Genomic DNA, 22,729 nt, shown 5'->3' with positions numbered 1-22,729 from the left:
CAAGATTCCCCACTGCTGCCTCCCGTAGGAGTCTGGGCCGTGTCTCAGTCCCAATGTGGCTGATCATCCTCTCAGACCAGCTACTGATCGAAGCCTTGGTAGTCCGTTACACTACCAACTAGCTAATCAGACGCAGGCTCATCCACAAGAAAGCTTGATAAAAAACCGATGCCGGCTTCTTATGTTACGGAGATTTAGCCAACCTTTCGGCTGGTTGTTCTCCCCTCGTGGGCAGATTGCCTACGCGTTCCGCACCCGTGCGCCAGTCGGTATTGCTACCGCCTTGACTTGCATGTGTTAGGCACGCCGCCAGCGTTCGTCCTGAGCCAGGATCAAACTCTCCGTAGTACATTTTTTCACTTGCCTACGCCTTGCGGCTTAGGATGTCCGCGAACCCACACCTCAATAAAGAGGATCTTGATCCGCAGTCTGTAATACGTTTCCGTTTGATACTGAAATCTCAGAACAACGTGGCATAATTAAATGCTATGTTGTTCCAGATTGCAAGTGTGTGAATCTCAACACTTCTACTCTCCTTGAAAGGGGAGTGGAAGTAATTCACGGTTGCTTGCTGCTTGATGAGTCTGTTGCTTATCAAGGATTCAAGATGTCTCCTGAATCCGCAAGCTACCTCGACGCATCACTGCGTCGACTCATCATGCTGACTGTGCGATCGATCTACAATCGATCGCCCTTCCATTTCAATGAACACTTTGTTTCCCATTCGAGACGGCGTTTAGTCCGTTTCTCAGAGGGGCGGGTATAACCCGAAGTCCCCCGCGGAAGTTCGCACTCCCGGCCATTATTATGAGAAGTTATCGTTTTTATTTTCCCGGGGCGGAGGTCTGCTGGATCTTTGGAGGATCGTTGACGCACCATTGCCCGTCCGGTGGTAAGTGATTTGAGATCATCAATGATCTCATTATCACCCACTCTGCTTGTCGATGAAATCGGCAAGCGATTTTCGATTGGCGGGGCGTCTAACCACAATGCTCCACTCCACGTTCCGCGAATCGAAAATCAGATGAAAAAATTCGTATGAAGTTGAGTCGTCACCCCAAAATGTCATTGTGAGTAGTGCGGAGCACGACGAAGCAATCCCCTGACCGAAGGCCGAGCTCCCCCCGAGCGGGATTCCTTCGCTTCGCTCGCAATGACAATCGTGTCTTCTGGAAGTGCAACATGGTGCGCGAACGTTTGTGCTTCATGAACGGTGGCGATTCCGCGCCAATTTCAACGATTGTTGGAATTCGTCGTTTCTCTCTTTTGAATTGTCATTTAATGAACGCTCTCTCCGCCTTCATCCTTCATCTCAGCCTTCATCTTTTTCCCCCAGCCTGGTGCCCATCATCATGGAATCAATATACGACGAAAAGAGCACTGAGGATCGCCGTCGTTTCCTAATCGAATTACTTTTGCCCATCCGTGTAACCTTTTGCTGTTTCGTTGGTCTTCCTAATAGAAAGGATTGTAGGATTCATCTCATGACTGCTTTCAGGGTCAAAATGTTCGTCATCTACTCTGCACTTCTTGCGGTGATGTTTGGATACGCTAATTCCTCTCGCGCGCAGTGGGTGCAGATGAATGGACCGGAGGTTCTTTATATTTCGAGTCTTGCATCTAGTGGATTGAACGTCCTTGCGGGGACTGACGACGGCCTCTACGTTTCCTCAGACCGAGGCAACACTTGGTTTCCGCTTGCGCTTAGGTGGGGTCATCGGAGCAGTATTATTTTGACGCTTGTGGTTAACGGTGCTGTTCTGTACGCCGGAACAGAGGATGGCGTCTTTTCCTCAACCGACAGCGGGGCAACTTGGTCAGTGATTGAATCGCGGAATGGGTGTGTTGATGCATTTCTTGAGGATGGTACTAATCTCTATGCGGGTAGCTGCGGCACCTTGGGTATTGTAGGATCAAGGGACCATGGCGTGAGTTGGACAGAGTTGAATAATGGCTACCATATTTTGTTCGCTATGATACGTTGCGTTTCTATCCCTGGATCAGCTCCCTTGCTACTATGGGGAGCCTCTTATTTGCCAGTTCGAGGGATGGGCACGGGGTGTTTCGTTCAGCTGATAGTGGCGCGAATTGGATTGCGGCTGATGCAGGTCTTAGTTCCGAGTACGTCCAGGCTCTTGCCACGATGGGAACCACGTTATTCGCCGGAAGTTATGGTGCAGGAGTACTCCGATCGCTTGATAGTGGAGCGAGCTGGTCTGCAGTCGATAGCGGCTTGAGGTATTCTGACGTAACGATTCTGAGCGTGATAGGCAGCAGAATCATCGCCTGTTCAGATAGCGGCGGCGGTGTTTTTATGTCTTCTGACAGTGGTGCAAGTTGGGAAGATATCGGCATTGGCTTACCGGACACTTCGATCATTGCCCTTGCGCTGGTCGGAAATGACTTTGTTGTTTCGACCGGTCGCCTGCTGTGGACTCGGCCCCTTTCGCAAGTAATCCCCCAAAGCGCTGTGCCGCAGTCATCGGTTACTAAGTTCGCCTTTCACGCCTTCCCCAATCCCTTCACCACATCCACAACCATCTCCTTCACGCCAGTGGCGAGCGGCTATGCGGATATCTCGATCGTGAATCTGCTCGGCGTGGAGGTCGCGCGGATATTATCGGGCGAGTTAACAGCAGCGGAGCATACCTTCATGTGGAATCCCGCCGGCTTGTCCGATTGGATGTACGAGTGTCTCATCCGCATGAACGGGCAAGTCGAAAAGCTGCCGGTGATGTTGCTGCGTTAGGGTGTGACGATTGCTGGCGGCATGTGTTCTTTGTCTGTCGGAGAGTCGCTTCTCCGTCTCACTTAAGGAGTCGTCATGTCCAGAAAGCAACTCATCACGTGCGCCACAGTCACGGCGCTTGCTCTCGTCTTCAGCAATTCCTCACGTGCACAGTGGATACCGACCAATGGGCCGGGTGGCGGCCCCAGCGTAACATCGCTTGCCATTCACAATGGGAAAGTGTTTGCGGGCGTTGGCTCGAGTGTGGGTAAAGACGTGTTCGTTTCCGAAAATGGTGGACGAACGTGGGCTCCGGTTACGACCGTCTCGGGCTATGCGGTCACCACTTTGATCTCTCTGAAGCCCTATCTGTTCGCAGTGCCGTGTGGTGGTCTCGTGCGCTCCAGCGATAATGGTGCGACATGGACTGTCGTGGGTGCCGGCGTCGTCGGCACAATCACCTGCATCACATCCGATGCGGACACGCTGTATGCAGGTTCATGCTTGGACAATTCGTATGTCTTACCCGCAACCGGATCAGTCTATCGTTCAACGGACTACGGGCAAACCTGGGCGACGGTAAATCGCGGTTTGCCAAATGTCCCGTTCTACGTGATTTATTCTGCGCCCCATATAGTGCTCGCGCAGGCTTCCAATGATAGTGGAGTGTTCCGATCCACCGATGGCGGTGCGAATTGGGTGCGCGTCGGCGCGGGCCTTCCGCCCGTTCAAAGTTTTTGGTCGATCGGTCCGACCCTGTTGGCGGCGACATATGAGAACGGAGTGTATCGCTCGCTGGATGGCGGCGCCACATGGCAGCCGTCGAATACTGGTTTGAAATCAGACACCGCCAATAGATATGTTAGCAATGGATTCGCAAATCTTGGTGAGAGCGTTTATTTCCTGGGTAGCGGACTCTTTCGATCTCAGGATAGCGGTGCGACATGGACCAACGTCGATAGCAATTTTACGGAGAACGTCCTCAGTTTCTCCGCCACCGACTCCGAGTTCATCGCGGGATGTAGCCTGGGAATCTTCCTTTCACACGATCGTGGCGCGAGTTGGTCGATGTCGGTCACTGGCTTGCCAAACGGAGGCGTCGGCGGAATGACTGTCGTAGATTCGGCGCTCTTTACGGCAGGCTTCTATCGCACAACCGACAACGGATCGAACTGGGTGCTCGACGACTCCGACATCACGAGTGGTCGAGTAGGAGTCATCTTCACGAATGGGGGACGCGCGCTTATCTCCGATGGTGAAATCGTGAGGTCTCCGATTCCGGGCCGGTCATTAGCGGTGATCGATACGACGATGCCCGGAACAGTCGAGCGGCCGACGTATGGCAGCGGCGATGTCGCTGGGATTGTGACCTTTGGCGATACAATTTTGGCCGCCGTGGCATACGGCGTCTATCGCAGCGTTGATTCAGGCGTAACCTGGGTAGGAGTCAACAATGGGCTTGGGGTCCATGGTATGGGGCCACTTCTTCGTCGTGGCTCCGATCTCCTCCTTGGAGTTGGATACTCCGGGATCTATCGGTCGTCGAACGGGGGGGATTCGTGGCAGCCTTCGAATGCCGGAATCGATACAGACAAAGATGATTTCTTCTACTTTATTGTCGCAGGCGAACACAATCTCTTTGCCTCGACAGGCTATTCGGATGGCGAGTATGTCAACGCTGACTATATATCAAGAGATGATGGTCACACATGGTCTCACATCAACGTGAACTTACCAGGTTTTACGGATTTCGGGACAGGAATATTCACCATCGGCAACGGTCGCATATTCTTGAATAGCAATCTAGGACTCTTGTACTCTTCGGATGACGGCGAAACCTGGGTGACAGCGAGTGGCCTTCCGGATTATAGCCTTCCGCACACCACCGTGACGTCCCTCGCGGTGCTTGGGAAAAATCTCTTCGCCGGCACGGATAGCTGGGGTGTCTGGTACCGCCCTCTGTCAGATTTTGGCATTGAGAGTGCTGTTGCATCACTTCCAACAACCTCGGTCCGGGTTCAATGTTACCCGAATCCCGTCTCCCAATCCACAGCAATCTCCTTCACGCCGGAAGGGGGCGGCTATGCAGACGTCTCCATCGTGAATCTCCTCGGCGGGGAAGTCGCGCGCATCTTTTCGGGCGTGTTGGATGCATCGGAGCACACATTTAGGTGGAATCCCGCAGCCATGCCCAATGGAATGTATGAGTGCCTAATCCGCATGAATGGGCGAGTCGAGAAGCTGCGGGTGATGTTGGAGCGGTAGAAGGTCCCAAACGGGCACTTTCAACACTGTTCCCGCCTTTGCTAAGGACAGGTTCTTATGCGTTGGAAGAGATCTGCTTATCCTGCCATACTTTGCTATGTCCTGTTCGCGGCACCGGCGTGGGGCCAATGGATATCGACAACGTCTCCTTCGGGTGGCTCGGTTAACTCATTCGCTATTCTCGGAGATAAGTTGTTTGCAGGCACGCAGGAGATCGGCGTACTCGTCTCGACTGACCGAGGTCTAAACTGGGTCTCGGCGAGCGCTCTCCTGTCCCAAACACACATCACGGCGCTAGCAACCTGCGGGGTGGACTTATACGCGGGAACATTCTACGCCCAAATTTACCGTTCGACCGATAGCGGCACGACGTGGGCCTTATTGAATACAGGCGCGTATGATGAAGTCCGTGCCTTCGCCGCGGTCGGAGATACAATTTTCGCAGCGACTGGTCTGAGTGGCGTGCTACGCTCGACCAATGGGGGTGATACGTGGACGCGTGCTTCGACGGGAATCACGTCGGAATATGTCAATGACTTCTGCATGCTTGGGACGGTGTTGTATGCTGCCGGCGATGGGATTTATCGTTCGACCAACGGCGGGAATACGTGGCAACCGTTTGACGCAGGTCTCACCGATTCCGGAGCCTTCTCACTCGCCACAGTCGGATCCAACCTGTTTGTGGCCACCCAAACGGGAATTTTCGTGTCAAAGGGCGGTGCTTCCTGGCACCGGGCAACAAGCCTGCTGCCGCCATATCAGGTTTCGGCGAACACGCTGCTTCCTATTGGCGGCGATCTGATCGTTGGATCGTTCTACGGGATCTTTGTGACCAGTGACGATGGTGAGACCTGGAATGCGAAGAATGAAGAGATGTCCGATTCTACGAGCATCTGTCGTCTGATGACCGATAACACCAATCTCTTTGCTGGCACGTATTACGGTGCCGAGCAAGGCATTTGGCGTCGCCCGCTCTCCGAAATGATCGGCCCAGCGGCAGTGTCGCAACCGTCGACAGCGAAGCACGAGCTTCGCACTTACCCAAACCCTTTTTCGCTATCCACAAATATATCCGTTACGCTTGAAAAAAGTGGTTATGCGGATCTCACGGTCGTGAACTTGCTCGGCGTTGAAGTCACGAAGATATTCTCGGGTGAGCTAACGGCTGGAGAGCATACATTCATATGGAATCCCGTAGGCTTGCCCGATGGGATGTACGAGTGTCTTATCCGCACGAATGGCCGCATCGAGAAACTTCCGCTAATGCTCGCTCGCTGATGACATATGTCGTTATCCACGAAGCGCAGTAGTTATTTTGCACCCTTGCCAGACAGGATGTTTGGCAGCGTGGCCATTAGCACTCGCAGGTCAGTCCGGAGTGATATGCTTTCGATATATTGTCGATCGTAGTCGATCATTTGTAGAAGCGAATTACTTTCGCTACGAGCATAAATCTGCCAGAAGCCAGTGAGTCCCGGTAGTACGGTAGATCTCGCACGATTCTCTTCGGGATATGGCTCGACCATGAACGGCAGGAGTGGACGAGGCCCCACGAAGCTCATTTCGCCTTTGATGATATTTATGAGTTGAGGCAACTCGTCCAACGAATGCTTGCGAAGAAATCGCCCGACGCGGGTGACTCGTGGATCGTTATCCGGTTTGAGTAGCATCCCATGGCGTGCAAGTCCAGCGGCATGTTGATCGATATCCATCATCTTCATCGTGAGCCGCATTGATCTGAACTTCAGAAATCCAAACGGCTTGCCGCACAATCCGATCCGTTGCTGGCAAAGAATGACCGGTCCGCGACTTGTAATAGCGATCGCAAAGGTGAATAGTAGAAGAAACGGCAAGAGAAGGAGTACGAGGAGGATAGAGAGCAAAAGATCGAATGATCGTTTACCGGCGCGAATGTAGATCGAATCACTCATGCGGTCGGTCCGCACAAGGCGAATGGGCGCAAGGGGATCTTCTGAGGACTGTTCTTCAGGCACGTGCTATTTCGGGAATATTGAATGTTGGCTTGGTCACGCAGCCGCCCATTGCATCTTCTGCCGCGTGTTTACCGCTGAGTATGGCTTGGTCCATGTTGAGATATGCCCATTCACCAAAGCGACCACAAGATATGATCCCGAGGCTCCGAAGATATTCCTGAATCTCTCCGACGATGGAACCGTGGTCGATGCCCTGAATAATATATGCCGGATCGATTTCCGTGATGGAGCGGTGCAGGATGGTATCGTGCTTATCGATGACACGAATGCGGCGGAGTTGTCGAATGGTCCGCTCGATGAGCCGCTTGCGTTCAATTGGTCGCGTGTCCGATTCCGAAAATTCGATCATGATCGAACTTGTGCCATTCGGCACGAGCGATTTCGCAAACGAGGCTGGAAAACTGATCCGATGAAATTCAAATTCTGCCTCTGGAAAATACACCCAGTGCTTGTCACTGATATTCTCACGATCGATTCCGAGATTAACCGTAATAACGCGATTGGCACGGAGCTGCGAAGCGAGTAAATGGATTCTTGCAGGAACGTGGTCCATTCTGCTAATAAGTGTGGGGAGGGGCATAGTACTGATCAGCGAGCTGTACTTGCATGTTTTTCCGTTCTCGAACCAGACGGTTCGGGTGTTTGGGTCAATAGCAACGCAACGCATGAGTAGTGAGACGTGATTAATCCTCGCTTGGAAAGCACGATACAGTGCCGCAGTTCCACCGCGCCGTGGATACCAAAAGACTGCGTTCGGTCCATGTTTGAAATTAGAGGTGCGGAATGCTCCCACAAAGATCTGGTCAATATCGGGCAGCATCACGCGGCCGTCGATCCAATCGAATCCCATTTCCCGCGGCTCCGTCGCCCAGACTTTGCGATTAAACGGAAGCATGAAGTTCTTCGCGATGCCATCGCCGAACATGGTGCGAGTCCAGTCCTCGAAATTTCGAATTGGTCCGGTTTTCGGTCCAAATCGTGCCATGATAAGCCCGAGCAGATTCTCGCGAATAATAGCGGAAGGAAGACCATGGAGATTCGCCTGATACGGATAGCGCGTATAGACGTCATTGGAGTAAATCCATGCACTACGCTCATGCTCGGCAAAATCATCACCGAGCAACGCCCGGATCAGTCGCGATGCATATGGATCGCTAGAAAAGAGTACATGGATCGCATGGTCGAACGTGAAGCCAGCACAAGTCAACGATCGTGCAACCCCTCCGGCCGAAGCATTGGCCTCGAAGATGTCATATGGCTCGCACATGTGATAAGCAGCGCTAAGGCCAGCAAGGCCAGCGCCAAGGATCACAGGCCGTGGTCCTGCGCCTGGCATCAGTCGCGAAGTTTATAGTGAACCCTCGATTGCATACATAGAAGACTCGCGAACCTTCGAAAGGTAACAGGGGAGAACAGGTCAGATATTTATGACCTATGTGCGTGAAGGTCCCAGTTCAATCAATGGGACTCCAATGAAAGAGGCATCCGCCGAGGCAGATGCCATCGATCTTAAGATTTGATGAACCGGAATTCCGTCCGCCGATTCTTACTGCGGCCTTCTTCCGTCGCGTTCGAAGCGATCGGGCGGGTCGCCCCGAAGCCACGGGCGACAAGTCGATTCGCGGCAATTCCTTGCGAAACAAGATAGGTGCGTACTGACTGTGCGCGAGCCTCCGAGAGTTTTTTATTATAAGCGACGGTACCCACACTATCCGTGTGCCCATCGATCTCGATACGGTATTTCGGCTGCTGCTTTAGCATCTCGATCAAATAGCGTAGCTCGGTGTGTGACTCTGGCCGTAAGTCCGACTTGTTGAAATCGAAGAAGATATTATTGAGTTGAATTGCAATTCCGCTACCCGTATCAATCGCGCCCGGTACAGCAACCTTACCAGGTTGTTGTTTTCCGGGCTGCTCCTTGCCAGGCTGTGCCTTACCAGGTTTTTGCTTTCCAGGCAATTGCTTCCCAGGGAGAGTCTTGCCCGGCTGCTTTCCAGTTTCTATCTTACCTGGCTGTTCGTTTCCTGGCTGCAACTTGCCGTTTTGTGCGCCGGGCTCATTCGCATTTTCTTGTCCTTTGCCTTGGTTGGCGGCGATGGTTTCAGGCAGCGGCGTTAGAGGCAGGTCGTGTGTGACCTCGCGGTATGAAATCGTGTCCGGCACCTGCACGCTATCGGAGAAATGGACATAGCCATCCGCGAGGGCCGTGATCCCATAGAGCTTCCCCGTCCCAAGGGCAATGTAGAATTTGCCGGTCACTCTGTTTGCTCGATAAACAGCAACGAGTTGATCGGTCTTCAGATCGTTGACTTCGACCCGGGCACCGACCGGATGGTCTGTCACACGGTCATAGACCGTCCCAGCGACGAGTGTGACTGGCCCCGGACGGAACTGTGGCGGAAGCACTGCCTGGAATAAATTCAGTGGGCCGCGCGCATTCTTGCGCTGCGAGGAATATATGATCTTATCGCCACTGGCGGGGATTGTTAGGAATTCATCGTCGCCATAGGAGTTGATCGGCTCTCCTAGGTTGACCGGCACGCTCCAGGTACCATCGTCGAGGCGACGCGACATGAAGAGATCCATATTGCCGAATCCAGGATGTCCGTTCGAGGAAAAGTAAAGCGTCCGACCATCGGCGGAGATGAACGGCGAGCATTCGTTGAAGCGGGTGTTCACCGGTTCGCCGAGGTTCTTCGGTGGGATCCAGGAGCCGTCCGTATTGCGATAGGTGACATAGATATCTTCAGAGCTGTCCATCGAACCCATCCGGCGACTCGAGAAGTACATGGTCTGTCCATCGGCCGTCACCGAGGGCTGTGCGTCCCAGAGCGGCGAGTTGATGGAACGGCCCATATTTATTGGCTTGGTCCATTCCGAGCCGACGAGATCGGACTTATAAATATCGCAGTCTCCTGCTCCGTCTGGTCGGCGACAGAGACTGATGTACATCGTTTGTCCGTCCGCACTGATGGTAGCTGCGCCTTCGTCGTCGATCGAGTTCAACGGGGGAGGTAGCGGAGCCGCAGGTCCCCAGCGACCGCTTGTATCTTTGTGACTGACAAAGAGGTCCTCGCCGAAATCGCCAGTTTCGATCTCTTGCTTTGCGTTCGTACCGGCACGGCGCGACGTGAAAAAGAGCACCTGCCCATCCGCTGTGACGCTCGGTGCGAAATCATCAAAGCTACTACTGATTTCGCTGAGCTTCACCGGCTCTCCGGTATTCTTGGGCTTCGCTTTTTCTATGATGCAGCCAAGGTTAAACTTGATCCACCAATCGGCATCCTTCATGCTGACGGTGTCATAATGATTGACAGGCTGGATGCGGTGCAAAAACTCCTTCAGCGCAATAATAGCACTATCGTGCTTCTCAAGAATGCGATAGCAGGGACCGAGATTAAAGTAGTTATAGACATCGAAGCTGCTGTCAAGCTGAATGGCGCGCGAGTAGTAGCTGATCGCCAGCGGATAGTTTTTGACCCGCTGGTAAATTGCCCCGATTCGCTCATACGGATAGGGATATTTCGGGTCGAGTTTGATCGCGGTGTCATACTCGAAGATTGCCAGCCGGTATTCGCCTTGCTGCTCATAGTCGAACCCCGCGCGTGCGAGTTTCAGCACATCACTCGAAGGCTGCTGGGCGAGCAGGAGTCCGGAGGCAAGCAGAGAAAAAATAGCAGCAAGCGCCGCAAGCGATACGCGCATGTTCAATTACGAATAACGGATGACGAATGAACTCTCACGAGCATAACCAAGTGTTTCAGCTTCCAACAGTATCCATTAACCATTCGTAATTCGTAAATTGTAATCGGGCATCGCCTCGAATCGGACCTTTGAAACATTCATCGGACCTTTGGCTGCAACAACGATCTTGACCCCCTGTGTTTCGATCGTCTCGCCCAAATCCGGAATGTGTCCAAAGAGCTTATTGACATAGCCGCTGACCGATTCGTACTCCTCATCGTCGGGAATGTGAAAGTCAGGAAAGATCTTTTCCAGTTCACGATTCGCATCGGCGATAGAGTAATTGGCGGAAAGCGCTGCCGACAAGCGGTCCTCGGCGACCTGAAGTGTGCGCTGCTCCTCGTCGTACTCGTCCTGAATTTCGCCGACAATTTCTTCGATAATATCTTCGAGCGTGATCAGACCGGCGGTACCACCAAATTCATCTACGACAATGGCCAGATGGTGTTTCTCTCGCTGTAATTCCCCCAAAAGATCGGCAATATTCTTGGTTTCAGGGACGAATGGCACCGGTCGTATAATGTCAAAAAGGATAATCAGCTCCGGATGCTCGATGAGCGCGACGACATCCTTGGAGTAAATGACCCCAAGAACATTATCGAGCGTATCCCGATAGACAGGTAGCCGCGTGTATCCCTCCTGGATAATCCGATCTATCACCTCCTCACGCGGTAAGTCAAGGTTGATCGCACTCATCTTGATACGCGGGACCATAATTTCGCGTGCGGTCCGGTCGCGGAAATCGAAGATATTCTCGATCAGTTCGTTCTCGGTCTTGTCAATGGTGCCACTTCGTGTGCCTTCTTCGAGCATGACGCGAAATTCTTCCTCGGAAATCAGACTCTCTGTGAAGCTTGTCCGGTCCTTGAGTGGTCGGAGCACCAAATTCGAGATTACAACCGGAAGGTGTACGATGGGCTTCAGCGTCCGGAGGATCAGACCGAGCGTCGGCGCAATGGCCAATGCGATCGGCTCCGATTGATGAAGCGCAATAGATTTCGGTATGAGCGCACCGAACGTGAGATCGAGTACTGTTACACCTATGATCATCACAATGAAGGCAATGGCAAGACTGAAATCGGCAGAGAAGCCGAAGATTCGCTGAACGACTGGCCAGATATGCTCATACGCAATGAACGCGGTGTACGTGGCCGCCAAAAAACTGAAGAAGACCGAGCCGGACTGGACCGTCGCGATAAAACTTTCCGGATTTGATTTGAACGCGAGGATTTTGCGTGCCCGGCGAATCTTCCACTCCGGAGTCTTCTCATCCTCCAGCATCTCATGCAATCGGCTTCGCCGAACACTGAGCACACTCGTCTCAGCCAGCGAGAAGAATGCATGCAGGATGAGAAAAAAAATGACGAGCAGAATCTCGCCGCCCATGGGGATCATCGGGTTACATGCTTTCCGGCGCAGTCACGTCGAGCACGGCACAGCCGCCGGCCAAAACGCGCTTGGCAGCGAGTGTGAGCGCAAGCCGCGCAGATTGTAGCTCCGGCGCACTTCCGACAATGCGGCAGTCGTGATAGAACTTATGGAACTGTTGCGCGACCTCGCGAAGATACTCGCAGACATGATGCGGGGCAAGCGAAACGGCGGATCGGTCCAGGACCGTTGGAAAGCGGAGCAAGACTTTAATGAGTGCGTGCTCTTCGACATGATCGAGTATGGTCAGATCGGCCCGCTCGACCTGGCTGATATCAAGACCTTGCTGTTCTGCAAATCGAAGAATGCTCGCAATGCGAGCATGCGCATACTGCACGTAATAGACAGGGTTCTTTTCGGATTGCTCTTTGGCAAGTTCCACATCGAACTCCAAATGTGAACCGGCCGAGCGCATGTTGAAGAAGAACTTGGCAGCATCGGCTCCGACATCCTCGATCAATTCGTCGAGCGTATATGCACCACCGCTCCGCTTCGAGAACATGATCAATTCGCCACCCGAAACGAACGAGACCATCTGATGAATGATGACCTTGATTCGCGCGGTGTCGTATCCTAATGCACGGAGAGCCGCAAGGACATCGGCAATCGTGGCGATATGATCGGCGCCAAAGATGTCAATGATCTGGTCGTAGCCCCGGCCCAGTTTGTTGCGATGATAGCAGATATCTGGCAGGCGGTACGTTGGTTCGCCTGAGGATTTCACAATCACCCGGTCTTCTTTCTCTCCCATTTCGGAGAGCTTGAGCCACAAGGCGCCATCCTTTTCATAGGCCAAGTTGTGCTCTTTGAACTCGCGGATCGTCGATTCAACCGCGCCCGAGTCGTACAGCGAATTCTCATTGAAGAAGACGTCATGGTGGACGCCCAGTCGATCGAGGGTCGACCGGATGCTGCCAAAGTTAGCTTGTTCACCGTAGGACTGGAAGACCGAAAGGGGAGCGCCTCGTTTCGATTCGCCGAACTCAGCGACCATTTGCTTGGCGATGTCGACGATCTCTTCGCCGCGGTAGCCGTCATCATTCAGTTCGATTTGCTCGCCCAACTGCTGCAAATATCGGACGCGCACCGACTTGGCGAGATTCGCCATTTGGTTGCCGGCATTGTTGAAATAATACTCGCGCGTAAGATTTCCGCCCGTCCATTCGAGGAGATTCGCGATCGCCTGACCCAGGCAAACTTGTCTGCCATGGCCAGCATGGAGCCTTCCGGTCGGGTTGGCGCTGACCCACTCGAGATTGATGGCCTTGCCCTCGTTTGTCCGCGTGCGTCCAAATCTCGCGCCTTCATCGAGCAGCGCGCGCAACTGATCGATGAGATAGGTCTTACTGAATGTCACGTTGATGAAGCCCGGACCGGCGATATCGATCGAGCGCACGTAACCACTATCGAGATCGAGGTGCCCAATGATTTCCTGTGCGATCTGGCGAGGCGACTTTTTGAGCGGCTTGGCGAGTGTCATTGCGACATTCGTAGAAAGATCGCCATGCGACGCATTCTGCGGAATTTCGAATTCCACACGGGTATCGTTCGGCGCGCCCAAGCGATCGAGCGCAGAGCGGAAATGCCGCCCCAAATAAACCTCCATTTGTATCTCCGACTTCCTAACTATTTCGTCCCTACGTGCTTGAACTCGCTGATGACCCGGACTGCCGACTTTCGTCGTGGTGTGGCCCGGGCGCCCTCCGCAGATGGAGCCTTCGAAGCTTTTCTGCGCTTCGGCCGTGAGGTGTCCTCGACATCAATTGTCAGGGCATCTCCCCAGAGCCGCTCCAAATTGTAATATTTCCGGGCTTCTTCCTGGAATACATGAACCACAAAATCGACAAAATCAATGAGGACCCAGTCCAGGCGCTCCCAACCTTCACTTCGCCATGCCGGGATTCCCTCGGTGTCCCGCATTTCGGCGATTACGTTTTCGGCGATAGCTTTGACTTGGCGGTCACTGGTGCCAGTGGCAATGACGAAAAAGTCCGTCATCGTGGTGACCTTCCGCAAATCGAGCAGACGGACGGCCTCCGCCTTCTTTTCGATGGCATACTGAGCAGCCTTGAGGGCGGCCACGCGAATTGGATCTTCGGCTTGCGGCGTTGGCCGGGGTGTTCGTGCCAGCGTCTTCGCTGCAGGCCGCTTGGCTGCGGGCCTCTTCGCTGTGGGACTTTTCTTGGCCGGCTTCGATCCGAGAGCAGGCTTCTTATCAATGGCCGATTTCGATTTTGGAGTTGTCTTCTTTTTGAGCGTTTTTCCCATTCTGGGTGTGCTGGCTACTTCATTGGTTTGAGTTGCGGAAAATCCTTACCGATTATGACATCGGCCTTAACATATTCTTCGGTGTCAATATCACGCCGAATGAGCGAGTCTTCGATTCCGAGAGCATACGCGAGCTTCTTAGCGGAGATGCTATCGCCGACGCGATCGACGAGAAACGATCGTGCGACACCGGTATCCTTGTAGTTGTCAATATGGACGACATCGAACTTTCGGGCACGCAGATAATCGGTAAACCGAAGCGCGACCCGCGAGCGGTTCGAACCATTAAGCACATTGACCTGAATCCGCTCGCCTTTCCGGACGAGCATATCGGGCCGATCAAGTTCACCACTTACCGGGTGAGTGAGAACCGTTCTGGTAAAGAACTGTGCCCCAAGCAAGCCCACGAGTAATACGACAATTCCGACAAAGATCCAGGATGCGAATTGGGCAGCAAGGCGTCGGCGTCGTTCGCGCTCTCGCTCGCTACCGCCAATGATTCGATCGATAAGCCGCCGTCTGGCCAAATGATGGTCTTAATGTCCGGGCAGTTTGGCAGGGGGCGGGGTGCTAGTTAATCCATTCGAGAATGGATTATACGAATCGTAGCCGAATGGATTGTAGCCATAACTGGGTGGCCCACCGACGTATTCAACGCGCATGAATGTATTCTCTCCAAGCTTCCAGTCGAGCCGGGCATTGGTCAGGTAGATGCCATTCATTTGATTCTGAAATGCGCTTCCAAACGAGCTAAACGGCGAATAAACGGCCGAGACATCGGCAGAGATAAAGAGATCGTCAGACGCCTTATAGCTGAAGGTGTTTGTGAACATGCTCAAGCCATAATTACCCATGCCGGAGGACATGACTGACATAGAATATGTCTGATGCATCGAGAAGCGCGCGGGATCGAGCAGCGTGGAAAAGAAGTCGCCTCCCTTCATTGCGTCGGCAGTGTTCAACGGCGGGTCCTGCTTCTGAATGTCCGAGCGAAACTGTGCCTCAGCGGTAATGGTGAGGGATGTACAAAGGAGGAAAGCTGCGATGAAAATTCTCATGGTTCTTAGAGGCCTAAATGCACGTATCGTTTAAACCCCGCGCCGTGGAAGAAGTTTCAATTCCGAACCCGTTGCCTATTCCGCGTTGCTCAAAATTTGCCTCAGCAGGTCATGAAGGCCGCCGAAACTCCCATTGCTCATCACGATCACGACATCTCCGGATTTCGATACTTCGCCGACTTTCTCGGCGATGGCAGGGGCATCCGGCAAGTAATACGCATCCTTCCCGCGATGGCGCAGGTCGTCCATTACGGTTTCGGGATTCAAGCGCTCTTCTTCCTTCAGAAGGTGCAGACGGGCAATCTGTGACATAAAGACGATGTTGGCGTCATCGAAACACTCGGCAAGCTCTTTCTGGAATATGTTGCGGCGAGTCGTGTTCGAGCGAGGTTCAAAGATAGCAATCAGTCGTTCCTTTGGATGACGTTGGCGGAGCGCTTGCAGCGTTGCACGGATGGCCGTCGGATGGTGCGCGAAATCATCATAAACCGTGACGCCACCAAACTCGCCCTTCTTTTCCAAGCGGCGCTTGATGCTCTTGAATTGCGTGAATGCGGTCTGAATTTCATCGAAGGAGAGTCCATGATGCCGCGCGGCTGCAGTGACGGCGAGGGCATTCCGGACATTGAACTCGCCCAGCATCGGAATCTCTAATGTCGCCTCTGGATGCCCAACGGCTTGAACGCGGAACCGGGACGAGTGGTCTGTGTACTGAATATCGAGCGCGCGAAAGTTGGCGTTTCTACTGATTCCGAAAGTTACGACGGGTGCCTGAGAGCCCAGTATAACTTCGTTCACATTGTCATCGTCAGCGTTGGCAATAACGACACCATTCCGTGGCACGAGATTCACGGCCCGCCGGAAGGTGAGCTTAATCTCATCGATCGATGCGAAGATATCGGCGTGATCGAATTCAATATTGTTGATAATCAGCGTCGACGGCAGGTAGTGTATAAATTTCGAGCGTTTATCGAAAAATGCCGTGTCGTATTCGTCGCCTTCGAGCACGACGAACTCGCTGTCAGGTTGAGCTTGATAGCCCTGTCCGAAATTTTCAGGAATCCCGCCAATCAGGAAAGTTGGCCGGCGCCCGGCAGATTCGAGGGTCCATGCCATGAGCGAAGATGTCGTCGATTTGCCGTGTGTCCCGGTCACAACAACAGAGGTTTTTCCCTGGATAACCTCTCGCTTGAGCAATTCCGGCAGGGACGTGAACGGCAACCGCCGGTCAAGCACCGTCTCGACTTCGATATTCCCGCGCGACATCGCGTTGCCGATTATAACCAGATCCGGCGCGGGATTGAGGTTCTCAGTTCGATAACCAGGAAGCATCGTTATCCCCTGCTCGGCGAGCAACAAGGACATGGGAGGATAGATGCTATCATCCGAGCCGCTGACTTCGTGGCCAAGAGCGCGTAATAGCAGCGCGCCATTGCCCATCGCCGTACCACAGATTCCAATGAAATAGAGGCGCATGGTCTATGAGTTATCTAATTTGATTGACTTTATCGAATGCGGTTGGTCCAGGAATGTGTCTCATGTGGGTAGAACACTCAGGAAGGCAAGGGCATTTTGGAAATCATCACTCCAGAATCAGCTATTTTTGTACGAGGAATACATATGGCAGACAAACGACTAAAGATTCTAGGCAGCGACCTAATAGCGAATGGCACACGGGCGTTTCATCTCGATCGGCCCAATGGATTTGAATATGAAGCTGGTCAGACGATCGATCTCACCTTGATCGAGCCAAAAGACATGGATGCAGAAGGGCCGGTTCGGACCTTTTCCCTCGTCAGCGCTCCGCACGAGCCGGAGCTCGAATTCGCCACGCGGATGCGTGATACTGCTTTCAAGCGGACCATTGGAAGCGCACCTGCAGGCACAGAACTATCGTGGGACGGACCATATGGGTCATTTACTCTGCATAAGAACGCTTCTAAGCCGGCGGTATTCTTGGCCGGAGGCATTGGTATTACTCCATTTATGAGTATTGTCAAGGATGCCTTGCACAAGCGGTTGCAGCACCAGCTCTTTCTATTTCACTCCAATAATACTCCAGAAGATGCTCCCTTTCTTGACACGCTGATGGCGCTCGATCATTCCGATCCGAATTTCCACTACGTTCCAACGATGACAGCGATGGAGAAATCGGAGCAGAAGTGGCATGGAGATCATGGTTTCATAACCAAAGACATGATCGAGCGGCATGTGATTGATCTTGCGACACCGATATTTTATCTTGCTGGCCCTCCGGGATTCGTTTCGGCGATGCGCAAGATGCTGGCCGAAGCTGGTGCCGACGAGGACAATGTTCGCTTCGAGGAGTTTCCGGGTTATTGAGCATTTACTGGGTCGTTATTAACTAATAATGGCCTGGCGTATCCTTTGGCCAAGTTTTTCGTTATAATGGTGGTTGGTCTACCACCGTTATGAATAGAGTGACTCCAGAGCAGGTAGGGACTCCCGTGGCTGAGAATCTGTCGCGTCGAGCGGGTACGAGTTCTCCGCTTACCATCACAGTCCCCGTAACTGGAATGTCCTGTGCATCGTGTGCCATCAGTGTCGAGAAGACACTACATGCCCTGCCCGGAGTGGAGGATGCCAATGTAAATTTCGCGAATCAATCGGCCCTGATCCGGTATCAACCGCGTTTGTTGAGTCTGGTTGAAGTGCAACGCAGTGTCAGGAACGCCGGCTATGATTTATTGCTCGAGGCCGAGCCCGATAATACGAGTCTCGCTGAGTTGCAGGAAGCGTCCTATCGGAAGCTCAAGACCAATACCATTTTTGCCTTTCTGTTCTCAATACCGGTTGTCTTCCTGGCGATGTTCGCGCCGGGTTGGTGGCTTGCGAAATGGATTGAACTTGCTCTTGCCGCTCCGGTCGTATTCTGGTTTGGTCGGCGGTACTTTGTCAACGCAATAAACCAAGCTCGGCATTTCCATGCTAATATGGATACGCTCGTCGCGCTGAGTACGGGGATCGCGTTTACATTTAGTATGGTCAATACCATCGTGCCGACGCTATTCTCTGACGGCATGTCGTCGATGGGGCCGCCGATTTACTTCGAGTCTGCCGCTGTGGTTATTGCGTTCATTTCACTCGGCTCATTGCTGGAGCACCGAGCGAAGGATCGGACCTCCGATGCATTAAAAAAGTTGATCGGACTTCAGCCCGCCACCGTACGCATCATACGAAATGGGATAGAGACGGACGTGCATGTCGCAGCAGTGCAGATGCACGACACCGTGGTGATCAGGCCTGGGGAGAGGGTACCCGTTGATGGTATCGTCACCAGCGGCTCGTCTTATGTTGACGAATCGATGCTTACCGGAGAGCCCGTTGCCGTTGCGAAGCAGCCTGGAAGCAAAGTATTCGCTGGCACACTGAATCAGCGGGGGAGTCTCACGCTCGATGCCCAGGCCGTCGGTAGTACAACGATGCTCGCTCAGATCATCCGACGAGTTGAGCAAGCGCAAGGCAGTAAAGCGCCCGTCGAAAAACTCGTCGATACGATTGCGGGCATTTTCGTCCCCGTCGTCATTGGGATTTCATTTGTGACTTTCGCTGCATGGATGCTATTGAGCGGGACTTCATTTATACCACAGGCGCTGCTGGCATCCGTAACGGTCTTAATTATCGCCTGTCCTTGTGCGCTCGGACTTGCGACTCCGACTGCGTTGATTGTCAGCATGGGTAAGGCGGCTGACAATGGGATTCTGATACGCGATGCGCAGAGCTTGGAAATCACCCACAAGATTGATACGGTCGTGCTGGATAAGACCGGAACAATCACCGAAGGAAAGCCTACCGTTACGAGCTTAATTTGGGCCGAAGAGATCACAGAGATTGAAAAATATGCGGCGATCCTTTATGCACTCGAACGCGCCTCGGAACATCCATTGGCAGAAGCGGTCGCCCGGCACTTTACTAAGGAAGGCCAATCAGCGCCACTCGTTCTGACCGAGTTCGAAGCGCTGGCGGGCAGAGGAGTGCAGGGACGAATGGATAATGAGTTGTTTTACGTTGGAAGCGCTCGTCTGCTGGAATCGCTCGGAATGCACATCCCGATGGCGATGCAGTCAAGAATGCGTGCCGAAGAAGAGGCTGGAGACACTATCATCTACTTCTTCACAAAGCATCAGGTGCTCGCGACAATCAGCATTGGAGATCCGATTAAGGTCGGCTCGCGGGAGGCGATTCAGAGTCTGCGCGACCTCGGTATTGTGACCGTTATGTTGACCGGAGACTCCAAACGAAGCGGGAAGATTGTTGCCAAGACGACTGGTGTGGACCAGTTCGAAGCAGAACTCCTGCCCAACGAAAAAGGAGATTATGTTCGGACGCTTCAGAAGAAAGGCCACATCGTGGCTGTGATCGGTGATGGGATCAACGATTCCGAAGCGCTAGCGCAAGCGGATGTCGGGATTGCCATGGGCGCAGGTACAGACATCGCGATGGAAGTTGCCCACATGACGATCATCTCGTCCGATCTGCGACAAGTACCAAAGGCAATGAAGCTTTCACGTGCAACGGTGCGCACCGTCAAACAAAATCTTTTCTGGGCCTTCATTTATAATGTGATTGGCATTCCAATCGCGGCGGGAGTTCTGTATCCCTTTACAGGATACATTCTGAGCCCGATGATCGCCGGGGCCGCAATGGCGCTCAGTTCTGTTTCGGTGGTCAGCAACAGCTTGCGTTTGAAACGTTTATCACTCTAATTCCGAACAAGAAAATATGGAAACACTTCAATTCAAGACATCAATCAATTGTGCTGGATGCATTGCCAGTGTGACGCCGCACCTTAACTCAGTACCAAGTGTCAAGGAGTGGAAGGTCGATACTTCGACGCCAGCGAGATTGCTGACCGTCACCGGAGAACAGCTTTCTGCCGCGGAGATTGTGAAAGCGGTGACAGAAGCTGGATTTGAAATTCAGCCAGTTGCGGCGTGAACCAGCGGCAGAGCTATCCTCCATTTCGTTCGCGATGGTTCCATTGATCGGCGGCTTCTTTCAGCGCGGGGAAGTAGCGATCCCAATGATACAATAGTTCGGGATCGAAGTCCGCGCCATTCGGCCACTCCAGGCTGCCATATTTCGTGTTGAGCCTTACGCGTTTGAAAAACGCCGGGTCGTTTAATGGGCCAAGGAGCCTGCCGGCAAGTACCGGGCTGAGATTGATTTCCCGTGAGAAGCCATCTTCAAATACGACCTGCAGAGTGTGCTCGCCGATTACTATGGCCTCGGTAATATAGTGTAGCTCATGCCCTGTCATTGCTCTACAAAAATACGACCCGGATTTGTCTTAAGCGAAGGGAGTGAGTCTTTGGCGGTCAGAGTGTATGGCTTCGCCACTTCGGACGTTCTCAGAAACTCAGTCGGATACGAAGAAACAACGCATTTCCACTTGTACGGAATGCTCCCGAGGCATCGTTGAAATACGATTCGGCAACCAGATCGGCGTCAACATCCTGTGCCAGAGAATAGGTAAGCATCGGGAAGAAGATTGTACTATTGAACCTCGGAGAATAGATGAGGGCAACACTCGCGGAGACGAGCGGAGAAAAGCTATGCAAACCGCTCGCATACACTGTATATCGAAAAGGCATGAGGTTCTTCGGCGATAGTGCTCTCGATGATAAGAGTGAGAAATCCTCAGGCGCATTTGAAGCCAGACTATTATAGAGGCCAGAGAGTACCAGATAGTATTGCCCAAGCGTGTGATCGAGTGTTAGCGAAGCTTCAAAGGCGTCCGTGCTGTCAAGTGACTGGCTTCTTGGATGAAAGTAACTCAGTTCGCCCTTGAAGCCCGCTTCTGCAATACTACCAGCCCATCCGAAGCCTGCAACGAAGTCGGTCCGGTACATTCCCGCAAGGACTTGTAGATCATAGCCGGAGACATTCCAGCGAATCAAGGCCGCGGCCACGGCATTGTTGGCAATTCGTGACGGCGCGAAATCCGCTTCCGCACTTGCGTTCGTGCCGAGCGAGTATTGCGCCCGAATGGCATCAGTACCCGGTCGTTCCTCATAGTCGAAATCGAGGAAGTTATAGGCGTTAAAGAGATCGTTCGGATTCCATATCGTGTTGATTCCCCAGTTGATCCGCTGCCGGCCAAGTCGAAAGTCCCAGGAGCCGTCATCATACTTGACATAGGCTCGGTCAGCAATAGAGTTAACTACGACTGCCCGCGCATCGACCCATAAAACAGATAGGTTGAGATATCCAGGATCATCCGCAATCGCGTTGCCGAATCCAGGCATTAGTTTGACATCCTCGCCATAGAATATTCTATTTCGAACCTCGAGATGCCCAGTAAGTGCATTCGAGATATTCAGCGAGCAAGTCAAGCGGTTGTGAATGATTGCACTCGATATGGCGGAGTCCAGAGTGCTCTGGAATTGTATTGCGCTCAGGGATTTGACATAGCCATGCAACTCGATCGTCGGTTGCCGAGTCGTGGCATTCTCCTGCGCGCTTGCCGTCTTCCAGATACAACTGGGAAGCAGAAAGCATGTTAGCAAGAAGACAAGGATCCGTCGCACGGCATTATCGTTGTTCATCCGAAACCACCCGTCCATCCTGAAGCGTAATGACTCGGCGCGCTCGCTCGATGACGCGGGCATCATGCGTGGAGAATATGAACGTCATGTTCTCATCGCGATTGAGCTTTGCCATGATGTCGAGCAAGTTTGTCGCAGCGACGGAGTCAAGGTTGGCCGTTGGTTCGTCCGCAAGCACAAACCGTGGCTTGGAGGCGAGGGCGCGTGCGACTGCAACGCGTTGCTGTTGTCCACCGGAGAGATCCGACGGTCGCATATCGTGCTTCTCTTCGATGCCAACCTGCCGAAGCAGTTCGTGGACACGGTGTTCGCGCTCTTCTTTTGGCCGGCCTTGCAGCAGCATGATAAACTCGATATTCTCACTCGCCGTCAGTACCGGGATGAGGTTGTACGCCTGGAACACAAAGCCGATATTGTGAAGACGGAAGGCGATGAGTTCATTGTCCTTGAGCTTCGTGATATTCACGCCGCCAATCTCGACATATCCGGATGTCGGGCGATCGAGACCGCCGATAAGATTCAGCAGAGTGGATTTGCCGGATCCGGATGGGCCGACCAAGGCCGTGAACTCTCCGAGTTCGAGATGCAGATGCACGTCCGTTACCGCATGCACCGGCACGGCGGTGTCTTCGTATATTTTGGTGATGTTGTGAGAATCAATGACGGTTTCCATGC

Annotated in this window: 18 protein-coding genes and 1 rRNA gene; 6 read left to right on the top strand and 13 right to left on the bottom strand. The window is 53.0% G+C overall.

The genetic code is table 11. The features are described 5' to 3' along the window. Window positions 1-348: ribosomal RNA gene (locus tag Q8902_14545) — 16S ribosomal RNA — on the bottom strand; the annotation flags it as partial. Between the two features lie 1,795 nt (window positions 349-2,143). On the opposite strand from Q8902_14545, the gene Q8902_14540 reads away from it, so the two are divergent. From Q8902_14540 to Q8902_14530, 3 genes are all read left to right on the top strand, one after another. Further along, a complete protein-coding gene (locus Q8902_14540; GenBank protein ID MDP4200776.1) occupies window positions 2,144-2,749 on the top strand; it encodes a hypothetical protein in 606 nt (201 codons plus the stop codon). A gap of 75 nt (window positions 2,750-2,824) precedes the next feature. Then, entirely contained in the window at window positions 2,825-4,993 is a 2,169-nt protein-coding gene (locus Q8902_14535; GenBank protein MDP4200775.1) for a hypothetical protein, read from the top strand. A 57-nt stretch (window positions 4,994-5,050) separates the two neighbouring features. Next, entirely contained in the window at window positions 5,051-6,271 is a 1,221-nt protein-coding gene (locus Q8902_14530; GenBank protein ID MDP4200774.1) for a hypothetical protein, read from the top strand. 32 nt (window positions 6,272-6,303) lie between these two features. Here the strand turns inward: Q8902_14530 and Q8902_14525 are convergent, their stop codons facing one another. From Q8902_14525 to mpl, 9 genes are all read right to left on the bottom strand, one after another. Then, the gene (locus Q8902_14525) at window positions 6,304-6,987 is read right to left on the bottom strand and encodes a sugar transferase (protein ID MDP4200773.1); all 684 of its coding nucleotides are present in this window, start codon (window positions 6,985-6,987) and stop codon (window positions 6,304-6,306) included. Continuing rightward, window positions 6,980-8,323: an FAD-dependent oxidoreductase gene (locus tag Q8902_14520; GenBank protein MDP4200772.1), complete on the bottom strand. Its 1,344-nt coding sequence runs from the start codon at window positions 8,321-8,323 to the stop codon at window positions 6,980-6,982. The genes Q8902_14525 and Q8902_14520 overlap by 8 nt, the downstream gene beginning before the upstream one ends. A 173-nt stretch (window positions 8,324-8,496) precedes the next feature. Continuing rightward, the gene (locus Q8902_14515; protein ID MDP4200771.1) at window positions 8,497-10,692 is read right to left on the bottom strand and encodes an OmpA family protein; all 2,196 of its coding nucleotides are present in this window, start codon (window positions 10,690-10,692) and stop codon (window positions 8,497-8,499) included. Between the two features lie 75 nt (window positions 10,693-10,767). After that, a complete protein-coding gene (locus Q8902_14510; protein ID MDP4200770.1) occupies window positions 10,768-12,126 on the bottom strand; it encodes a hemolysin family protein in 1,359 nt (452 codons plus the stop codon). A 4-nt stretch (window positions 12,127-12,130) separates the two neighbouring features. Beyond that, window positions 12,131-13,765, bottom strand: a complete 1,635-nt coding sequence (gene argS / locus Q8902_14505; protein MDP4200769.1) for an arginine--tRNA ligase — start codon at window positions 13,763-13,765, stop codon at window positions 12,131-12,133. 20 nt (window positions 13,766-13,785) lie between these two features. Continuing rightward, window positions 13,786-14,427 (bottom strand): ribosome silencing factor, encoded by a 642-nt coding sequence (gene rsfS / locus Q8902_14500; GenBank protein ID MDP4200768.1) that lies wholly within the window; start codon window positions 14,425-14,427, stop codon window positions 13,786-13,788. A 14-nt stretch (window positions 14,428-14,441) separates the two neighbouring features. Then, window positions 14,442-14,954 (bottom strand): LytR C-terminal domain-containing protein, encoded by a 513-nt coding sequence (locus Q8902_14495; GenBank protein MDP4200767.1) that lies wholly within the window; start codon window positions 14,952-14,954, stop codon window positions 14,442-14,444. 9 nt (window positions 14,955-14,963) lie between these two features. After that, window positions 14,964-15,485 (bottom strand): hypothetical protein, encoded by a 522-nt coding sequence (locus Q8902_14490; GenBank protein MDP4200766.1) that lies wholly within the window; start codon window positions 15,483-15,485, stop codon window positions 14,964-14,966. 75 nt (window positions 15,486-15,560) lie between these two features. Further along, complete coding sequence (mpl, locus tag Q8902_14485) at window positions 15,561-16,961, bottom strand: UDP-N-acetylmuramate:L-alanyl-gamma-D-glutamyl-meso-diaminopimelate ligase (protein ID MDP4200765.1); 1,401 nt, start codon at window positions 16,959-16,961, stop codon at window positions 15,561-15,563. A gap of 144 nt (window positions 16,962-17,105) precedes the next feature. Here mpl and Q8902_14480 point away from each other — a divergent pair, with 144 nt between their 5' ends. The 3 genes from Q8902_14480 (at window position 17,106) to Q8902_14470 (ending at window position 20,444) form a co-directional block, all read left to right on the top strand. Continuing rightward, complete coding sequence (locus Q8902_14480) at window positions 17,106-17,828, top strand: FAD-dependent oxidoreductase (protein MDP4200764.1); 723 nt, start codon at window positions 17,106-17,108, stop codon at window positions 17,826-17,828. A 125-nt stretch (window positions 17,829-17,953) separates the two neighbouring features. Then, a complete protein-coding gene (locus tag Q8902_14475; GenBank protein ID MDP4200763.1) occupies window positions 17,954-20,212 on the top strand; it encodes a heavy metal translocating P-type ATPase in 2,259 nt (752 codons plus the stop codon). 16 nt (window positions 20,213-20,228) lie between these two features. Then, entirely contained in the window at window positions 20,229-20,444 is a 216-nt protein-coding gene (locus Q8902_14470; GenBank protein MDP4200762.1) for a heavy-metal-associated domain-containing protein, read from the top strand. Between the two features lie 13 nt (window positions 20,445-20,457). On the opposite strand, the gene Q8902_14465 is transcribed toward Q8902_14470, so the two are convergent. The 3 genes from Q8902_14465 to Q8902_14455 all read right to left on the bottom strand — a co-directional run bounded on the left by Q8902_14465 (window position 20,458) and on the right by Q8902_14455 (window position 22,727). Next, window positions 20,458-20,766: a DUF2442 domain-containing protein gene (locus Q8902_14465; protein ID MDP4200761.1), complete on the bottom strand. Its 309-nt coding sequence runs from the start codon at window positions 20,764-20,766 to the stop codon at window positions 20,458-20,460. Between the two features lie 91 nt (window positions 20,767-20,857). Then, complete coding sequence (locus Q8902_14460) at window positions 20,858-22,120, bottom strand: hypothetical protein (GenBank protein MDP4200760.1); 1,263 nt, start codon at window positions 22,118-22,120, stop codon at window positions 20,858-20,860. Then, entirely contained in the window at window positions 22,041-22,727 is a 687-nt protein-coding gene (locus Q8902_14455) for an ABC transporter ATP-binding protein (GenBank protein ID MDP4200759.1), read from the bottom strand. Before Q8902_14455 ends, Q8902_14460 begins: the two co-directional genes overlap by 80 nt. Window positions 22,728-22,729 lie beyond the last annotated feature (2 nt).

The sequence above is a fragment of the Bacteroidota bacterium genome, assembly GCA_030706745.1.
Taxonomy (GTDB): domain Bacteria; phylum Bacteroidota; class Ignavibacteria; order Palsa-1295; family Palsa-1295; genus PALSA-1295.
Note: the sequence above shows the minus strand (reverse complement) of the source record. Positions and strands in the feature narration are given on the sequence as shown.